Here is a 17,613-nt window from a genome sequence, read left to right on the forward strand (position 1 = left end):
GCCTTCCGCCTTCGGACCACATTCTAGAATATCCCACACGTTCCTCGGGTCGAACTCGAACGGCAGCAAAGGGGCCGGCCGACTTCAGACCGTCTAGTTCTGGATAGCGACGCAGGGAAAGCGAACATGCTGCACTTCAGGAAAAAGCGTGAGCCCAAGAATTCACGGGGCCGGTGGCGGACTGGCAGCTTACGGCGTCCTCGACGAGATCATTCAATCGCCACCAGTTGAGGAAAGACCGCGGCCCCTTCAGTCTATCCCACGTTCTTTCCTAGAGCTTAATTTCAGCCCTCCAGAATTCTCGCGATCCTAACCAGATCTGCAACTGAGGATGCGTGCATTTTCCGCATCATGTGGCCGCGATGAAGCTTCACGGTGGCCTCGGCAAGTTGAACCTCAGCGGCGATCTGCTTGTTCAGCTTCCCGGCAACAACCAAAGTCATAATCTGCCGCTCTCGATCGGTGAGTTTGGAATACCTCAGGCGCACTGCTGCCGTTTGATTTGCCTCTTCCCGTCGGGCGCTATCACTCGCCAAAGCGCGGTTCACGGCTTCGAGCAGGTCCTGTTCGCGTACTGGCTTGGTAAGGACATCGATTGCTCCGGCCTTCATGGCGCGGACAGCCATCGCCACGTCGACATGAGCACTTATCAGCACGACAGACCTGGGGTGTCGGCTTTTCGCGAGCGCCTCTTGAAACTCCAGTCCGCTTTGACCCGGCAGGCGAATATCCAGAACAATGCAGCCAGCCCGATCCGGATCATCCGCAGCAAGAAACTCTGTCACCGAACCATGGGTTTCGGCGGTCAATTCGACAGATTCAAAAAGCCCTCTCAGAGCTTCGCGGACACTTTCGTCATCATCGATGATGATGACGGTCGGCCGGCCTCTTTTGCGATCATCCATCATACGGCGCCTGTATCCTCCGCCCTTGGCAAGGTGAATGAGAACACTGATCCTCCCCCATTTTCCGCCTCTGAAGCCCAGATCCGGCCACCATGCGCTTCGACGATGGAGCGGCAAATCGACAAGCCCATTCCGATACCATCGGCCTTCGTGCTGTAGAATGCTTCGAAAATCCGATCCAACTCACCGACCGGTACCCCACGGCCTGTATCCGAGATACTCACGATTACACGCTGTTTCTGAACCGCACATCTGATGGCGATGCGCTTTGCCCTTGGCGAAGCTGTCATCGCTTCAGCGCTGTTCATGACCAGGTTGAGAACAACCTGTTGCAGTTGCGTCCGGTCTCCTACGACTTCGATAGGCAATTCCCCCATATCGAGGCCGACCTCTATCTCACGCCTTTGCAGTTCGCCCGTCAAAAGACTCAACACCTCATGCAGGGCACCTTGTAAATCCGTCTGCTCCATTCGCGCTGGTGATTTCTGAGCCATTGCGCGGATACTCGTGATAATATCGCCCGCGCGATGTCCGTCCCGAACAACCCTTTCGGCGGCCATCCGCGCCTGCTCCAGATCAGTGTGGCCCGGTTGCAGCCAGCGCAGACATGTGCCAGCACTCGTGACGATTGCCATCAGTGGCTGGTTGACTTCATGGGCAATCGAAACGGCAAGCTCCCCTGTGGCCGTCATCCGCGTCACGTGCGCGAGGTCACTCTGGCTCTGCCGCAGGGACTCTTCAGCCCGCTTGCGATCCTCGATATCAACGACGACGCCGTACCATCTCACAACATTTCCGTCTGCATCCAACAGCGGGCTTTGTCGCAAGTTGAACCATCGATATTCGCCATCGGCGCGTCTGATACGAGCATCGACCGGGCGACTTATTTTCGAAGCAACAATCTCGTCCCATGCCGCACGCATCGGCTCGACGTCATCAGGATGAAACATGCGATAGAAGCCGAAGCCGACAATTTCATCAAAAGGCATACCGACATAATCGATCAAGTTGCGATTGAAATATTCAAGCCGTCCATCCGGGGTGCAGGACCAGGCCATCGCGGGTATGGTGTTGATGATAAGATTCAGCTTATGCTCACTTTCCCTAAGAGCAGCTTCGCTGTCCCGGAGAGCAATCTCCGCACGTTGTAGGTCTTCGATATCGATATTGCAGCCGAACCAACGCACGATTCCGTTGGCATCAACCAGCTTGCGGCCCGCGAAATAGAACCAGCGGTAGTTGCCGTCGGCTCCGCGGATGCGTCCCTTCAGAACGGTGTGGTCGGAATGCTCAAGGTCTCTCTTCCAAATGTCCACCATGCTTGGGATATCGTCAGGATGATATAAGTCCAAAAAACCCCATTCGAGGATTTGATCAGCGGGGCGACCTGCGTAGTCCAACCAGCTTTTATTGACAAAATCCGCGCTGCCATCCGGTCTTGCAGACCATACGAGAACCGGAAGCGAATTGATGATCAGGCTGAGGTTCTCTTCGCTGGCCGCAAGTGCAGTCTTGGTTTCCTTCAATGCGTTTTCGGCCTGCTTGCGGTCTTCGATATCCAGGACGACGCCATACCATCTTGTGACATTTCCTTCGGCGTCGAGCCGAGGTTTCTGCCGAAGCGTGCACCAGCGATATTGGCCATCTGCGCGCTTGAGCCTCCCCACGACCTCTCTGGCAGTCTTCGAGGCCATGATAGCATGCCATTCAGAAGCGAGATGTGCCGTGTCGTCAGGGTGAAACAACTTGTAGAAGCCCTCTCCGGAAATTTCCTCAAGCGGCGCACCGATAAATTCGAGAAAATGCTGGTTGGCAAAATCCAGCATGCCTTCCGAGGTTGCTGACCACACCATGGCGGGGATCAGGTCGATAATGGGATCGGTTTCCGGCTCTCGTTCCACAACCCTCTCCGTTCAGAGTTCGGGACGACTTCCTGTCAGGAAATGTAGAAGGATGGTCAATCGTCCGCCGGAAATAGTTACGGGATTTCTGCGGGTTGCGTAAGGACAAATCAATAGACGAAGGTCTAGGACGGCAATGCCATTGTCTAGTTGCGAGTGACCTAGATCGCAATTGAGCGCAGTCGAAAACCAGCCTACTCCTATCCATCGAGGCGCTTAATTAACGACGACGACGGCCGGTCCGCCCGCGCGTTCATACCCAAGATTTACGTGCATCGAATTCCACACAACTGACACGTCCGACCTGGGGCTGTCGCCTCCGGTACGTTGTTTATCGCGGGCAATTGCTCGGCAAGTACGGCCAAAGCAACCCTCATTCAGAATTTTCGTTTCATCTCGACTTATGAGGAGACTATCATGCGTAGCTTGATTATGTGCCTGATGCTGGCGACCGCCAGCATGACTGCCGCAACAGTTGTGTCCGCGTTTCCCGCGCAGGCCACGACAGATGTTCGCGAGGCTCTGGTTCCCATCCACTACCGAACTGCAAAGATCGATGGCCTCGATATCTTCTACCGGGAAGCCGGTCCGGCCGACGCTCCGGTCGTGCTGCTGCTTCATGGCTTTCCCACATCGTCTCATATGTTCCGGAATCTGATTCCGCTTCTTGCAGACCGGTACCATGTCGTCGCGCCGGATTATCCGGGCTACGGGCAAAGCGCCACTCCCGATCGCAGTACGTATGCCTATACGTTTGCCGCGACCGTTGACATCGTCGACAAGCTGATGGTTCGTCTGGAAGCCAAGAGCTACGCGATGTACGTCATGGATTATGGTGCGCCCGTCGGCTATCGCCTGGCGCTGAAGCATCCGGAACGGGTCAGCGGCCTGATCATCCAGAACGGCAATGCCTATGATGAAGGACTGAAGGAATTCTGGGATCCCATCAAGACCTACTGGTCCGATGGATCAGCAAAGAGCCGCGAAGCGCTCTCCGGCTTGCTCACGCTCGAAACCACCAAGTTCCAGTACACCGACGGCATGGAAGACGTGTCGCGCATTAGCCCGGACAACTGGGTTCACGACCAAGCCCTTCTGGATCGCCCTGGGAACAAGGACATCCAGCTCGATATGCTGTACGATTACCGAACCAACGTGCCGCTGTATCCTGACTTCCAACGTTTCTTTCGTGAGCGCAAGCCACCCACGCTCATCGTCTGGGGCAAGAACGATTTTATCTTTCCCGAGGCAGGCGCTCATCCTTACCTCAAGGATCTACCGGATGCAGAAATCCATATCCTGAACTCAGGTCATTTTTTGCTCGAAGAAAAGTTGGATGTCGCTGCTCCCCTTATCAACGACTTCCTGGATCGCAACGTCGCCAAGAAGTGACTAGCCATGGTCGCCGGCGGCGTGACCGAAGCTCCGCCAAATCGAGGTCGCACCGCTGAATAGCGGATACTATATTTCGAATTTGGAGGCACCCATGCCTTACCATTTTTTGGAAGTTGCAATCACTCCGAATGTGCGGCAGGCCCAAGCTGAAATGGGTGCTGATCAGATATGGTTAGGCGAGCACCATTGCGCGTCTGATAGTTTCACCGAGAGTGAACTTGCCTTCATCGCCGCACGAGACAGCTTCTATATCGCCTCTGTGTCGGAAACCGACTGGCCCTATGTCCAGCATCGCGGTGGACCGCAGGGCTTTCTCAAAGCCGTCGACAACAAGACGCTGGCTTTCGCCGACTACCGGGGTAACCGCCAATATATCAGCACCGGCAACTTTGTCGCAAACGACCGGGCCTGTCTCTTTTTAGTCGATTATCCGCGACGCGCCCGTCTCAAGATCTATATGCATGTCGAGACGCTGGCACTCGATGCCGACCCGGCACTGACCGACCTTGTTTTCGATGCTGGCTACCGGGCGAAGGCCGAGCGGATTTTACGGCTACGCCTGGAGGCTTTCGACTGGAATTGCCCTCAGCACATCACCCCCCGCTACACCGAAGGCGAGGTGGAGAAAGCGGTGACACCGTTGCGCGAGCGTTTGGGTCAACTGGAATCGGAAAATACAGAGCTGCGTGCCCGGCTCGCCGCCGCCTTGGGAGAAAAATAATGGACGCCACAAGTCCACCTTTGCCTCCGTTTTCAACGGCTTCAGCAACAGAAAAGGTTCGACTTGCCGAGGATGGCTGGAATAGTAGCAACCCCGAAAAGGTAGCGCTGGCCTATAGCAAGGACAGCCAGTGGCGCAACCGCTCGGAATTTGTAACCGGCCGCGAAGCGATCGTTGGCTTTCTAACCCGGAAATGGCAACGCGAGCTCGAATATCGACTGATCAAGGAGCTTTGGGCCTTTACCGGCAATCGCATCGCGGTTCGCTTTGCCTATGAATGGCATGACGACAGCGGTAGTTGGTTTCGGTCATACGGGAACGAAAATTGGGAGTTCGGAGCCGATGGGCTCATGCAAAAACGCTTCGCTTGCATCAACGATTTGCCGATCCTTGCCGCGGATCGACGCTTCCACTGGCCGCTTGGCCGGCGACCGGATGAACACCCCTGCCTCAGCGATTTTAGCTTTTAAAGCGAGGACAAGATGAAGCGTTCGACCTACCACCGCATCAATATCGACGGTTGCGAGATGTTCTATCGGCAAGCCGGGGAGCCAACAAAACCGATCCTGCTGTTGCTGCACGGTTTTCCGTCTTCAAGCCACATGTTTCGTGATCTCATGCCACTGCTCGCCGATCGGTTCCACTTGATCGCGCCGGATATACCGGGGTTCGGTCAGTCACAGGCGCCCTCGCGTGAAAATTTCGCCTACACCTTCGACAATCTTGCCCACTGCGTAAAAAGGTTCATTGAGGTTTTGGGCTTCGAGCGATTTACGCTCTACGCTTTCGATATCGGTGCACCGATCGGCTTCCGCATCGCGATGGAGTATCCCGAGCGGGTGACCGCGATTATCTCCCAAAATGGCAATGCCTACGAAGAAGGGTTGAGCGACGTCTGGAACCCGATAAAGCGATACTGGTCCGAGCCGACGGAGGCCAATCGGGACGCACTACGGGAAATCATGAGACCTCCCGCCATTCGTTGGCAATACGAACACGGCGTTTCCGACTTATCAACGGTGTCTCCCGACGGGTATTCGCTCGATGCCTTCTTCATGGCGCGCCCGGACGCTGAAGAAATCCAGCTCGACATTGCACTCGATTACGCGAGCAATGTCGCTCTATATCCGATGTTCCAACGCTATTTACGCCAGAACCAGCCGAAGTTTTTGGCTATCTGGGGCGACAAGGATCCATTCTTTCTACCTGCCGGCGCAGAAGCCTTCAAACGGGACCTGCCGAATGCCGAGATTCGCTTCGTCGATACAGGGCATTTTGCACTAGAGACGCATGCCTTTGAAGTCGCCGCTGCGATCGTGAATTTCCTCACCTAGCTGCCGTTGCAGTAGCCGGCGTTCGTCCCCAGCCTGGCCGAACCGCGGCGCCTCCTCGCTGTCTTATCGAAATTTTCAAGGACACTGCCATGGATCGTCTAATAAACTCGCGCCAACTTGTGCCCGAAGAAGATATCATTGAGGTGAGAGCATTTGTTGACCTGTTCATGATCGCACCGCAGACGGTCGTGGACGAGGCTGAGTTTTGTTGCATGCAGCTGGGTGCAGGTTGCGCAATATCGCTGCCCTCAGCGCCCGCAATTGGTCTCAACCGCATTCTTGGTCTTGCCGCGCTCGATGACGTCGAAAAGGCCTACGAATGGATGACCAAAAAGACAGGCCGCCGCTATTTGCAAATGAACACCGACGTCGTTCCTCTTCAGGTACTCGATTGGATAAGGACACGAGGCCTGTTTCCTGAGGGGAACGGATGGGCAAAGCTGCGACGAGCAGCTCCAGCCGCTCCGCTCGCCCACGCTGGAGAAGTCACCACCCGAGAGGTAAATATAGACGAAGCCGAAATTTTCGGTTCGATGATGTGTGCCGGATTTAACTTTCCAGTAAAGCTGATACCGCTCTGGTCTGCAATCGTCGGGAAAGAAGGTTGGACTTGCTTTTTCGCTGAGCTAGGCGGCAAGCCGATAGCGACAGGTGCGATGTACGCGTCAGGCAACTTTGCATGGCTCGGCGGCGGCGCGACAGTTCCCGAATTTCGTAATCGCGGCGCGCAGAAGGCTCTTATTGCTGCGCGTCTAAATCATGGCGCCCGTCAGGGCGTCCAGACATTCGTCGTCGAAACCGCCCAGCCGTCGGCCCAAGAGCCGAACATCTCTCACGCGAATCTCATCGCAACCGGATTTGAACAGATTTACTCGAGAGTGAACTACCGATTTACGGATGCTTCATAAGATGCGTCAAGCACCATGGCTCTGAGCCTCGAGTTGCTGCTTTCTTTCAAGTTGTCGTGCTTGGCGGACGAGCGCTTCGAATTCGGAAAGAACGTTGTCCTCTTCTAAATCCAATTATGCACCCACACCGTCCTCGATGACCGAGCGTTACGCGTGTTGAACGGTTGTCGCGCACTTATCCTCGGCGACACCATCCGAGCGGTCGCCGTTGCCGTAACTTCGGTCTCCGACCGCGATCGCCGTCTGAGTGTCCGCAGGATTAGAAGCAGTTGCCACTACAGCCTGCAAAAATTCGCCTGCCGCCGACTGGAGTCGTCCCGCCAACTGCGCAGCAAGTCTGGCGATCACATCAGGTAGGAAACCTCCTTTTCGAAGAACCTGGAGTTTTTGCATCGGCGATCTTTTAGCCGGCGGGCCTTTGCCTTGCGCATCCGAAGTCCATATTTGCCTGCAATTAGATCCTAAGACCGTGTACTGTGCCAAACGTCGAAATCGAGGATCAGCGGACATGGACGAGGAGGGCTTGGCTGAGATCTCAGCTCGGTATGTTCGCTTCGCCGACGCAGAAGCCCTCGGCCGTTCGCCGCTCTACGAGGCGTTAGCTCGTGCGGTTGCGGCAGACCGGGAGACCCTCGGCTTCCTATCGACTCTCCCGGACATGAAAAGGCAACCGAACCTTCTGCTTGCGGCGGTGCGTCACCTGTTCGGCACGCCGACGGGCTGGACCGAGTTCCGACGGGTGCTCCTGGCCCATCCCGACGCTGTTCGTTCGCTGATGCTCGAGCGTTCGACACAAACCAACGAACCAGGAAGGTGCGCTTCGCTACTCCCCGTCCTGGCGCGATTGCCACAGCCGCTGGCGCTCCTCGAAGTCGGGACCTCCGCAGGGCTCTGCCTCATGCCCGATCTCTATGGCTACGACTACGGACCCCATTGCCGACGGCCGCACCACATGTCGTCTGGCGGGCGGGGTTGGACCTGAGTCCGATCGATGCGTCAGATCCTGCGCAAGTCGCATGGCTTGAGACGCTGGTCTGGCCAGAGCAGACGGAACGGCTTGCCAATCTGCAGGCCGTTTGGTTTATAAATCAGGGAAAATCTAAACTTGACTGATGGTTTGGATATTGCCTATAATATAAACCATGAGTAAAGATTTTTCGGGAAAGCTAAACCATCTGCAGCGTGAGTTACCCGAGGGGCTTGTCGTGGACTCGGCGTGGCTGAAGGCACGGGGCTACTCCGCACAGCTGTGCCGCAAGTACGTCACGAATGGCTGGCTGGAGCGATTGACGCACGGCGTCTATCGCAAGCCCGGCGGCAAACTCCTGTGGGAGCACGTCGTCATTTCGCTGCAAACCCTGCTCATGAAGCCCCTCCTGGTCGGTGGTGGGACGGCACTCACGCTTCACGGCTTCTCCCATTATCTCAGACGGGACGAGCAAGAGGTCCATCTATACGGCCCGGAAGACTCGCCCACCTGGCTCAACAAGCTGCCGCTGCAGATCGCATTCGTCTCTCACAATAGTGGCGCGCTGTTTCGCAATGAACCGATCCATTTTGGACTGACAAGTCTTGGCTGGAATCTGAAAGACAGCAGCCAAACCGGCGACGAAAGCCCGCAGGGCCGGTCATTCCGCGTCATGCCGTGGGGGCAGTGGGACTGGCCACTGACGCTATCAACCCCCGAGCGGGCCGTCCTTGAAATGCTGGACGGACTGCCAAGCCACGAGAGTTTTGATCGGGCCGACAAAATCATGGAAGGGCTCACAACCCTCAGCCCCCGGAGACTGCAAAAGCTGCTGCTTGACTGCAAGAGCATCAAGGTGAAGCGCCTGTTCTTCTTCTTCGCGGACCGCCATAACCATCCGTGGCGAAAGCACCTCAATAAGGAGGCCATCAATCTGGGAACCGGCAAGCGGATGCTCGTGCCGGGCGGACGCCTGGATCCGACCTATCTAATCACCGTTCCGGAGGAATTGTATGCCGGTCAATGAACGGTACCGCCAGCAGGTCGCTCTGCTGGTACAGACGATCCCTGCTGTTGCCGAGGAAAAGGACTTTGCCCTCAAGGGCGGCACCGCCATCAATCTGTTTGTCCGCGATATGCCGCGCCTCTCGGTCGATATCGACCTTACATTCCTGCCGGTCATGCCGCGCGATGAATCGCTGGCCGCCATCGAATCCGCGCTCCTGCGGATCAAGAAACGGGTCGAAGATTCGGTTGCAAGCCTGCGCGTCTTTGAAAGCCGCCAGAACGACGGCAGCCTGACGCGCCTTGTCGTTCAGGACAGGAACCGTACGCAGATCAAGATCGAAGTCACGCCCGTTCTGCGCGGCTGCGTCTTTGCGCCCGGGATGAGGACTGTGTCAGCAGCAGTCGAAGAGGAGTTCGGTTTTGCGGAAATCCAGGTCGTTTCGTTCGCTGACTTATACGCCGGCRAGATAATGGCGGCTCTCGACCGGCAGCATCCGCGCGATCTTTTCGATATCAGGGATTTGCTGGTCAATGAAGGGATCAGCGACGAACTGCGCCAAGGCTTTATTGTCTATCTCATCAGCCATGGGAGACCCATCGCCGAAGTGATCACGTCTGGCCAGAAGGACATCACGGCTGAATACGAGAAGAATTTTGAAGGCATGGCCGTGAATGATGTTCCGCTCGCCGACCTTCTCGATGCGCGCGCGCAACTCGTTGAAACCCTAATCGGCGCAATGCCGATGCCGCACCGCGAGTTTTTGGTCGGATTCAAAAAGGGCGCGCCAGACTGGGACAAACTCGGACTGGCCGGGGCGGCAGACTTGCCGGCGGTGAGATTCAAGCAACAAAATCTTGATAAGCTCAATGGTAGTACAAGAGCGAGACTGACCGAACGACTGGCAACAGTATTGGGAATCGGCGAGTACTAAGCCACGCGTGATGAAGAAGACGAAAAGAAGGCGAAGTGTTTTTAAAGATCAACCGCGTCAAAAACCTGGGTGTCTTCTCGGACTACGCCTGGGACGCCGGGCTACCCGCGTTCGAGCGCTTCAATGTCGTGTTCGGCGAAAATGGCTCAGGCAAGACTACGCTTTCAAGATTGTTCGACGACTGCAACGGTAGCCAAGCGCCTTCATCGTCCATGCCAGGCAACGGCCATGGCTCAGATAGTGCTCGACGGCAATCCGCTTCTGCTCATCCGGATACCGTTGTTTGGTGCGTAGATAGCCCGCCGGCAAGTCGTGACCACGTTCGTACTCGCGACACCAATGCTTGAGTGCATTCTTCGCCGGGCAGCCCAACTGACGGATCGTGGCCTTCACGTGTTTACCAAGCTTGATGTAGAGCTGCACGGCCGTCATACGGTCTTCGTACGAATACATGAACTATCTCCTGTTGGTCCAAGAATTCGTCCGCACCTCCTAAGTGTCAAAGTAAAATTCCCCACTGCCGCCGCCGCAATGCCGCCGCGTGTCGGGGGGTGGGTGAGTCAGCCGACAGCGCAGCCTGTCCCAGTGGAACTGGCTTTATAGCGGTTCCACCTTTAGCGCGAACACTTCCTTGCGGCTTTAGGCACACGAGAAGAGCCTTGGTCATTCGACCGCCGCGTATCGGTAGTCCATGTTTGACTGCCATTAGATCCGAAGGTCATGTACTGTGCCCGACGTCGAAATCGAGGATCAGCTGATATGGACGAGGAGGGCTTGGCTGAGATCTCAGCTCGGTATGTTCGCTTCGCCGACGCAGAAGCCCTCGGCCGTTCGCCGCTCTACGAGGCGTTAGCTCGTGCGGTTGCGGCAGACCGGGAGACCCTCAGCTTCCTATCGACCCTGCCGGACATGAAAAGGCAACCGAACCTTCTGCTTGCGGCGGTGCGTCACCTGTTCGGCACGCCGACGGGCTGGACCGAGTTCCGACAGGTGCTCCTGGCCCATCCCGACGCTGTCCGTTCGCTGATGCTCCGGCGTTCGACACAAACCAACGAACCAGGAAGGTGCGCTTCGCTGCTCCCCGTCCTGGCGCGATTGCCGCAGCCGCTGGCGCTCCTCGAAGTCGGGACCTCCGCAGGGCTCTGCCTCATGCCCGACCTCTATGGCTACGACTACGGCCACAAGGCGATCCGCGCACCCGTGATGGCCTTGGAGCCGCCCGTGTTCCGTTGCTCCGCCAGCGAGATGACCCCATTGCCGACGGCCGCACCACATGTCGTCTGGCGGGCGGGGTTGGACCTGAGTCCGATCGATGCGTCAGATCCTGCGCAAGTCGCATGGCTTGAGACGCTGGTCTGGCCAGAGCAGACGGAACGGCTTGCCAATCTGCAGGCCGCCTCGCAGACAGAGAGGCTTTCGCCGAACAGGCGATGCGTCTCGCTCCGTATTGGGTATCGAACGAGTTCCCCCGCGCATTCCCGTCCATCGCCACGCGAGCAGGAACAAGCTGGCCACCCGGGCGCTTCCTCCTATCTGTGAACCGCTCTCCTGTAGCCTGGACCGACCCGCATGGAGCTTCGCTCACATGGATCGCAGACGAGCTCAAGGGCCCGGCCGATGCAGAGCATTTGCGCTAAAGCTTGCTCAGGGCGGGCCCTCCCGAATGGCCGGAACGTTCGGCCTCGCCTTTGATTGCAGACATTAGCCAAAAATTCGCGAGCACGCCAAGAAGAAGAAATCGCATGAGCTTGATCTCTGCTATGGAACTTCGGCATAGCGGATGATGCTCTGATTTTGTACGTTGGCGACTAATTCATCAGAACGAGACAAAAATCGGCGGAGCAAAGGTGAGGAATTTGAATCGTTGTATCCTAAGGTGAGATCAATTGTCGGAGGCACACCCTCTAGCGCTCTAGCGACGACATTTGGCGTCAGCATATTTTGCGCATAAAGCGGAATAAGCGTTATTCCACCGGTAGACACGACGAGCGACATTGCTGAAGGTAGGCCGTCACCCTCGTACTCTGCCTTGAGGGTGATCCCGACGTTCGACGCGTAGTCTTGGATCACGGATTGCAATACGGGAGAAATTCTGGCCGAACTGACGTAAGTTTCGCGGGCAAGGTCCTGCGGCCGGATCTTTTTGCGCGACGTCAAGCGATGGTCCGCCGGCAGTACGGCGATCAGTGGCTCCTTGGCTAAAAACTTGAAGGACACACCAACACTCTGCGTCTCGGGGCGAAGGAAAGCGACGTCCAGCTTGCCACGCATCAGTGCCAGAGCAAGGTCCGGGGAAGACTGACTGGACAGTATGATTTCAACCTCCGGCGCTTCCTCACGAATAATGCGCAATGCATGCGGTAGCCACACGACCTCTTGTCCTGCGAGAAAACCGATAACGAACGACTGCTTTTCCGGCCGTTCTGCCCGCCGAGCCCCTTCCGCAGCCGCCTCGACTTGCAATAACGCCAGCCGTGCGTGATCAAGAAACACTTTACCGGCGGCGGTAAGCGTCACGCCGCGCGGCTGCCGTTCCAGCAGTTTTACACCGACTTCGGTTTCCAGATCGCGAATTTGCCTGCTGAGTGAGGGCTGGGAAGTGTGTAGCCTTCGCTCGGCTGCGGTCAATAAGCTTCCCTCCTCGGCAACAGCAACAAAATAGCGCAAATGCCTCAGTTCCATCGGGTCCTCGCTATACCTTCAAGGCATAGCTCGAACGTACAAGGTATTTGTCTTTGATAGAAGGAGATTTAATTAACGTCGCAATTTTGGGATATAATCGAACGCGCCTCACCGGAGGTATTTCGCAATCAACTGTGTCCAAAAAGGAATGTTTAACAGGGCAGATGGAGCGACTCGATGCCTACAATCACTACCACGGACGGCGTAAACATCTTCTACAAGGACTGGGGCTCAGGCCAGCCAATCGTTTTCAGCCACGGCTGGCCGCTGTCGGCGGATGACTGGGACGCCCAGATGGCCTTCTTCCTTCGCCACGGCTACAGGGTGATCGCCCACGACCGGCGCGGCCACGGCCGGTCCGACCAGCCCGGCACCGGCAACGACATGGACCACTGGGTTGCCGACCTCGCGGCCCTGACCGAGCACCTCAACCTGCGTGAGGCGATCCACATCGGCCACTCCACAGGTGGCGGTGAGGTGGCTCGCTATGTCGCCCGCCACCCGGAACGCGTCGCGAAGGCGATACTGGTCGCCTCCCTGACCCCGAACATGTACCGGAGCGAGGAAAACCCGTCCGGTCAGCCGCCGGAGTGGTTCGAAGCGATCCGCGCGGGCGTGCTGGGCAATCGGTCGCAGTTCTTCCGGTTCGTCCCTGAGAACCCGTTCTACGGTTACAACCTCGACGGAGCCGAGCCTTCGGAGGCGATCATTGCGAACTGGTGGCGCCAGGGAATGGCCGGTGGTGCCCTGGCTCACTACGCGACTGTCGACTCTTGGCTGGAAGATTATACCGAAGACCTCAAGAAGATCACCGTGCCGGTGTTGGTGATGCATGGTGAGGCCGATCAAGTCGTCCCCTTTGCAAGTTCCGTGCCGCGTGCGGTCGACCTGCTCAAAAACGGGTCGCTGAAGACCTATCCTGGCTACCCCCATGGCATGCTGACCACACATGCAGATGTCCTCAACCCCGACCTGCTCGCGTTCATCAGGTCTTGACGACATCGACCGGACCGCGGCCTTCACCCAACGTCGGCCGGACGATCTGTCACCCGGCAGTGCCGGGTGACACCTGCCGCCATCGACATGCCCGCATGGCTGGCGTTGCTGTCGTCTTTGAGTTTTATGGCGCTCAGCTCGATGGCGGCTTTTGGGACACTGACCATAGTGTCTGAACGGCTGAGATCGGGGCGCAAAGCTGTTATTGCCCGAGGCATCTTGGTCTTAAAGGGAATAGAACGGGTTCCCCCGAGGCTACGGCATCTCTATCGAAGCCATGGATTAATAACTTTCAATCCAACGGCTTCGAAGGTGCTTGTATCGCGTGTTGTAACCGAAAGGCCGTTGGCCGCTGCTGTGGCTGCAATATATCGATCCGCCTTAGCGATAGCCTTTCCGGATACTCGAGCCCGCACCATCAGTTCCGAGTAAATTGCGACGTTGCGAGATCGAAGGGGAGGATACGCGCGGAAAAATGCGGGAGCACTTCACCTTCGAGAGGATCGTGAAGAATGGTTTGCCGTTTGCCCGGGGGCTGCGATACCGAAACGAAGTTCAGCGAACCACGGTCTGGTCAGGAACTGGCTTCCAAGGCTCCGATATCACATTGGTGTCAAGCAGGATCATTCGAAAGTCATCGGTTCTGCAGGTGTCTCATCGCGATTCTGCTGCAGAGCTTCGACGTCCAAATTGGAGAGGTGCGTCGCGCCCAATGCCCGCTAATAGCGAGCCCAGCTTAATGCGTTCAGAAGGGCGAACCGCCGCCTCGATAATGTCACGAATTTCGGCCTCGGTGCTGCGTCCGTGATGAGCCGCGCGTACGCGTGGGCCGCGATGTGTTTCATCAGAAATATTGTGAATAGTAACTGCCGGCATCGATATCACCTAACCATGATTGATGACACTGATATCAACAAACATAAAATGACGTTTCTATCCAAGCATAATTTGTGTCGCTGCCCGTGACCTGCGCGGCGCCGCCGTTTTTGATGACTGCGTCACTGGCCGCGGTCGGCGCGCGCCGCCGGCACTCAAATACGCAGATTTGGTTTTCCAGCCTGCGAGATATCTACTGCCGAAGTGCGCCCGGCCGCATGTGACTTATCTCCTCACCGTTTTTTGCCCGGCATTGCGCTTTTCATAGAATGTAATGAATTCTTCGAACGGGAGGGCTTTCGAGTATAACCAACCTTGCCCGAACTGAACGCCGGACTGACGCAGGATCGTTTCCTGTTCAGCTGTTTCGATACCTTCCGCGACCATCTTGAGTTTCAGGCTATGGGCCATCTCGATGATATGAGGTGTAACCAGGCTTGTCGCGGCATTCCGACCGATAGCGTCGACGAAGGACTTGTCAATTTTGAGTACCGTGATGGGCAAGCTCTCGAGCAATGACAGACTGGAGTATCCCGTCCCGAAATCATCGATCGCGATCACATGGCCGGCGTCGCGCGCTTTCGCCAGGGTGGTCCGGGCAATGTCGGCGTGAATGAAGCCGCGCTCCGTCACCTCCAGCCAGACCTGCGACGCTTGCACGTCAGCCGCATGAATCTCGTCGGTGATCAATGTCAGGAACTGACCGCTTTCCAGGTCCTGCGGCGATATGTTGATCGCAACATGCATGTCGCGATGCTCGGCGAGCGCCGTTTTCATGTTCAAGATGACGTTTTGGATCATGATCGCCGTGACTTGACCGATCATTCCGTTCTGTTCTGCGAAAGGAACGAAGAGGTCTGGTCTGACCCACGTGCCATCGGGCTTTTGCCACCGTACCAAGGCTTCAGCACCGATGCATCGACCACTCGATAGTTCGATGATTGGTTGATAATGCGCGAGAAGCTCTTTCTTGTGAAGACCCGTCGCAAGCTCGCCTGCGAGTGACAATCGCTGGCGCGATACCCAAACGATCAGAGCGATCAGAGCAAGTGATATTCCGACGCCGATCGGGACCATCTTCCAGAGTTCGCTGTCGGTACGCCAGTCGGCGACGCTCCGGTTGGAAATTGCAAACGCGGCAAAATCCTTGCCTCGACGGGAGGCAAAGACTTCACTTTCGTTAAAGCCGCTGGTTTCTTCTTTGACCAGCCGCGAGACAAGTTCCGGGTCGGCATCGCCAGAAAGAGCGATCGGTTGTCCGTCCAGGGATGCAATACCCAGCAGCATGGGTGTGTCGTGAAGGACATCGACCAGTCGTGCCCGCTTCAGCAGTGCGTGATAGTCACCGTGGCTGACAACAACCATGCCATTTGAGGGCGTCGAGATGCCTCCTCCATTCAGACGCAAGGAATATCCGTCCGACAGTGGGATGCTCTTTTCAGTGAGCCGCATCTCATTGCGAACAAGTCCCCAGGTGTTGCAGATCACGCGCCCACTGCTCGTTATGGCGATTTCCTCCACCGAGAGGGCATCCGTCGTCAACTGCTGCAAGCGGGCGATGTCATCAGGCGAGCAGGTCTGTCGCTGCTCAGAGGCGAGCAGGTCCAACGCTGCACGAGCCCGGGAAATATTCAGGTCACCGCGCTGCAGCGTCCAGTCGGCGTAATCGGCCAAGTGTTGGCGCTCCAGTGCGAATGCGCGTTCCCGAGAAATATAAAAGGCCGCCAATAGCGGTAATGCTCCGGCGCAAATTGCCAGCCCGAACGCAATCGCTAAAATTCCATTTCGCCGCAAGTTGGCTTCCTCGGAAACTTCGGATCACTGCAATTGGGCGAAGTTAACACGCTTTCGAGTTGTCGGAGCTATAGAATTACTCTCGCAACTGAATTGGTCTCCGACGATCAAACCGCAGCCGTTTCCACCAGCTTCAACCTTACGGTCAACGGGCGCGCTGGCTTCGACGGCATCGGCGCCACTATACCGAGCGATCGGAAGGAACTCCGCGATCCCTAATTTTCGAACACCTTTTAAGGTCCGTGTCGACGCGCTCGTAGCGCTCCGATCAGTGAGTTGCACGAAGGACGTCGTGCGGTCATCTCGCCAGCCATCCGCCATCGACAGGCAAGACGATGCCGTGGACATAGTCGGACGCCTGTGATGCCAGGAACACGGCTGCGCCACCGAGTTGCGCGGGATCGCCCCAATGGCCGGCCGGAATGCGGGCAAGAATGCCGGCGCTGCGCTCACGATCCTCGCGAAGCGCGGTCGTGTTGTTGGTCACGAAATAGCCCGGAGCAATGGCATTGACATTGATGCCTTTGCCCGCCCATTCGCAGGCCAAGAGACGCGTCAGTCCGGCAAGCCCGCTCTTCGAGGCCGTGTAGGAGGGAATGCGGATGCCGCCCTGGAATGACAATAGCGAGGCGATATTGATGATCTTGCCCCTGCCACTCGCGAGCATATGCCGGGCGGCAGCCTGCGACAGAAAGAAGACGCTCTTCAGGTTGATGTCCATGACCGCATCCCAATCGGCCTCCGTGAAGTCGATGGCATCGGCACGGCGGATGATGCCGGCATTGTTGACCAGGATGTCGAGCTTGCCAAAGGTCGCTACCGTTTCGTCGACGATTGCCTTTGTCGGTTCGATCGATCCAAGATCGGCCTTGATGGCGTGAAAGCCAGCACCGATCTCGCGAACTGCAGCCTCGGTTTCGTCCATCGATGAGCGGCCAACGGCAACGATCGAGGCGCCGGCCGCCGCCAGCGCCACGGCGATTGCCTGGCCAAGGCCGGTATTCGCACCGGTGACGACCGCCACCTGCCCGGAAAGATCGAACATGGTCATAGCAGGCTCACTTCAGAAACTCGGCGCGATGTGGCGTAAACGTATCGATCAGGCGGCCCTTCTCGAGAGCCTTGACCCCATGCACCAGATCGGGGGGAACGATGAAGCTGCCTCCCTGGTGCAGGGTTTCCGTCCTGCCGTCG

The 17,613-nt window shown here is 57.0% G+C and carries 15 protein-coding genes and 4 pseudogenes; 10 read left to right on the top strand and 9 right to left on the bottom strand.

Annotated features, from left to right (window positions below):
- Positions 1–284: 284 nt before the first annotated feature.
- Both AC1DE4_RS27700 and AC1DE4_RS27705 read right to left on the bottom strand, forming a co-directional pair.
- Positions 285–908, bottom strand: a complete 624-nt coding sequence (locus AC1DE4_RS27700; protein ID WP_018859103.1) for a response regulator transcription factor — start codon at positions 906–908, stop codon at positions 285–287.
- Complete coding sequence (locus tag AC1DE4_RS27705; RefSeq protein ID WP_018859102.1) at positions 905–2,806, bottom strand: PAS domain-containing sensor histidine kinase; 1,902 nt, start codon at positions 2,804–2,806, stop codon at positions 905–907. The genes AC1DE4_RS27700 and AC1DE4_RS27705 overlap by 4 nt, the downstream gene beginning before the upstream one ends.
- A 417-nt stretch (positions 2,807–3,223) precedes the next feature.
- Here AC1DE4_RS27705 and AC1DE4_RS27710 point away from each other — a divergent pair, with 417 nt between their 5' ends.
- The 8 genes and pseudogenes from AC1DE4_RS27710 (at position 3,224) to AC1DE4_RS27745 (ending at position 10,071) form a co-directional block, all read left to right on the top strand.
- Positions 3,224–4,198, top strand: coding sequence for an alpha/beta fold hydrolase (locus tag AC1DE4_RS27710; RefSeq protein WP_169682067.1), 975 nt, complete (start codon positions 3,224–3,226; stop codon positions 4,196–4,198).
- Between the two features lie 94 nt (positions 4,199–4,292).
- Positions 4,293–4,922, top strand: a complete 630-nt coding sequence (locus tag AC1DE4_RS27715; protein ID WP_169681962.1) for a pyridoxamine 5'-phosphate oxidase family protein — start codon at positions 4,293–4,295, stop codon at positions 4,920–4,922.
- Positions 4,922–5,392 carry a nuclear transport factor 2 family protein gene (locus AC1DE4_RS27720; RefSeq protein ID WP_169681960.1) on the top strand — a complete coding sequence of 157 codons (471 nt, stop codon included), beginning with the start codon at positions 4,922–4,924 and terminating at the stop codon, positions 5,390–5,392. Before AC1DE4_RS27715 ends, AC1DE4_RS27720 begins: the two co-directional genes overlap by 1 nt.
- Before the next feature lie 12 nt (positions 5,393–5,404).
- Positions 5,405–6,256 carry an alpha/beta fold hydrolase gene (locus tag AC1DE4_RS27725; RefSeq protein WP_169681958.1) on the top strand — a complete coding sequence of 284 codons (852 nt, stop codon included), beginning with the start codon at positions 5,405–5,407 and terminating at the stop codon, positions 6,254–6,256.
- A gap of 89 nt (positions 6,257–6,345) precedes the next feature.
- The gene (locus AC1DE4_RS27730) at positions 6,346–7,164 is read left to right on the top strand and encodes a GNAT family N-acetyltransferase (protein ID WP_169681957.1); all 819 of its coding nucleotides are present in this window, start codon (positions 6,346–6,348) and stop codon (positions 7,162–7,164) included.
- Between the two features lie 508 nt (positions 7,165–7,672).
- A pseudogene (locus AC1DE4_RS27735) lies at positions 7,673–8,277 on the top strand (DUF2332 family protein).
- 29 nt (positions 8,278–8,306) lie between these two features.
- The gene (locus AC1DE4_RS27740; RefSeq protein WP_169681956.1) at positions 8,307–9,158 is read left to right on the top strand and encodes a type IV toxin-antitoxin system AbiEi family antitoxin domain-containing protein; all 852 of its coding nucleotides are present in this window, start codon (positions 8,307–8,309) and stop codon (positions 9,156–9,158) included.
- Positions 9,145–10,071, top strand: a complete 927-nt coding sequence (locus AC1DE4_RS27745) for a nucleotidyl transferase AbiEii/AbiGii toxin family protein (RefSeq protein ID WP_477884019.1) — start codon at positions 9,145–9,147, stop codon at positions 10,069–10,071. Before AC1DE4_RS27740 ends, AC1DE4_RS27745 begins: the two co-directional genes overlap by 14 nt.
- Positions 10,072–10,260: 189 nt before the next feature.
- On the opposite strand, the pseudogene AC1DE4_RS27750 reads toward AC1DE4_RS27745, so the two are convergent.
- Positions 10,261–10,524: pseudogene (locus AC1DE4_RS27750) on the bottom strand (IS3 family transposase); the annotation flags it as partial.
- Positions 10,525–10,845: 321 nt separating this feature from the next.
- Between AC1DE4_RS27750 and AC1DE4_RS27755 the strand changes: the two are divergent.
- A complete protein-coding gene (locus AC1DE4_RS27755; RefSeq protein ID WP_477884021.1) occupies positions 10,846–11,610 on the top strand; it encodes a DUF2332 family protein in 765 nt (254 codons plus the stop codon).
- Positions 11,611–11,829: 219 nt separating this feature from the next.
- Here the strand turns inward: AC1DE4_RS27755 and AC1DE4_RS27760 are convergent, their stop codons facing one another.
- Positions 11,830–12,753, bottom strand: a complete 924-nt coding sequence (locus AC1DE4_RS27760; RefSeq protein WP_169681949.1) for a LysR family transcriptional regulator — start codon at positions 12,751–12,753, stop codon at positions 11,830–11,832.
- Between the two features lie 177 nt (positions 12,754–12,930).
- Here AC1DE4_RS27760 and AC1DE4_RS27765 point away from each other — a divergent pair, with 177 nt between their 5' ends.
- A complete protein-coding gene (locus tag AC1DE4_RS27765; RefSeq protein WP_169681947.1) occupies positions 12,931–13,749 on the top strand; it encodes an alpha/beta fold hydrolase in 819 nt (272 codons plus the stop codon).
- Positions 13,750–14,015: 266 nt separating this feature from the next.
- Here AC1DE4_RS27765 and AC1DE4_RS27770 read toward each other — a convergent pair.
- The 5 genes and pseudogenes from AC1DE4_RS27770 to AC1DE4_RS27790 all read right to left on the bottom strand — a co-directional run.
- A pseudogene (locus tag AC1DE4_RS27770) lies at positions 14,016–14,376 on the bottom strand (PIN domain-containing protein).
- Positions 14,373–14,625: pseudogene (locus tag AC1DE4_RS27775) on the bottom strand (FitA-like ribbon-helix-helix domain-containing protein). Before AC1DE4_RS27775 ends, AC1DE4_RS27770 begins: the two co-directional pseudogenes overlap by 4 nt.
- Positions 14,626–14,850: 225 nt before the next feature.
- Positions 14,851–16,299: an EAL domain-containing protein gene (locus AC1DE4_RS27780; RefSeq protein WP_169681945.1), complete on the bottom strand. Its 1,449-nt coding sequence runs from the start codon at positions 16,297–16,299 to the stop codon at positions 14,851–14,853.
- 418 nt (positions 16,300–16,717) lie between these two features.
- Entirely contained in the window at positions 16,718–17,470 is a 753-nt protein-coding gene (gene kduD, locus AC1DE4_RS27785; RefSeq protein WP_169681943.1) for a 2-dehydro-3-deoxy-D-gluconate 5-dehydrogenase KduD, read from the bottom strand.
- 7 nt (positions 17,471–17,477) lie between these two features.
- Positions 17,478–17,613 (bottom strand): cupin domain-containing protein (locus AC1DE4_RS27790; RefSeq protein WP_477884029.1); only part of this gene is annotated, 136 nt, incomplete at its 5' end.

The organism is Rhizobium sp. 10N414, from assembly GCF_056394785.1.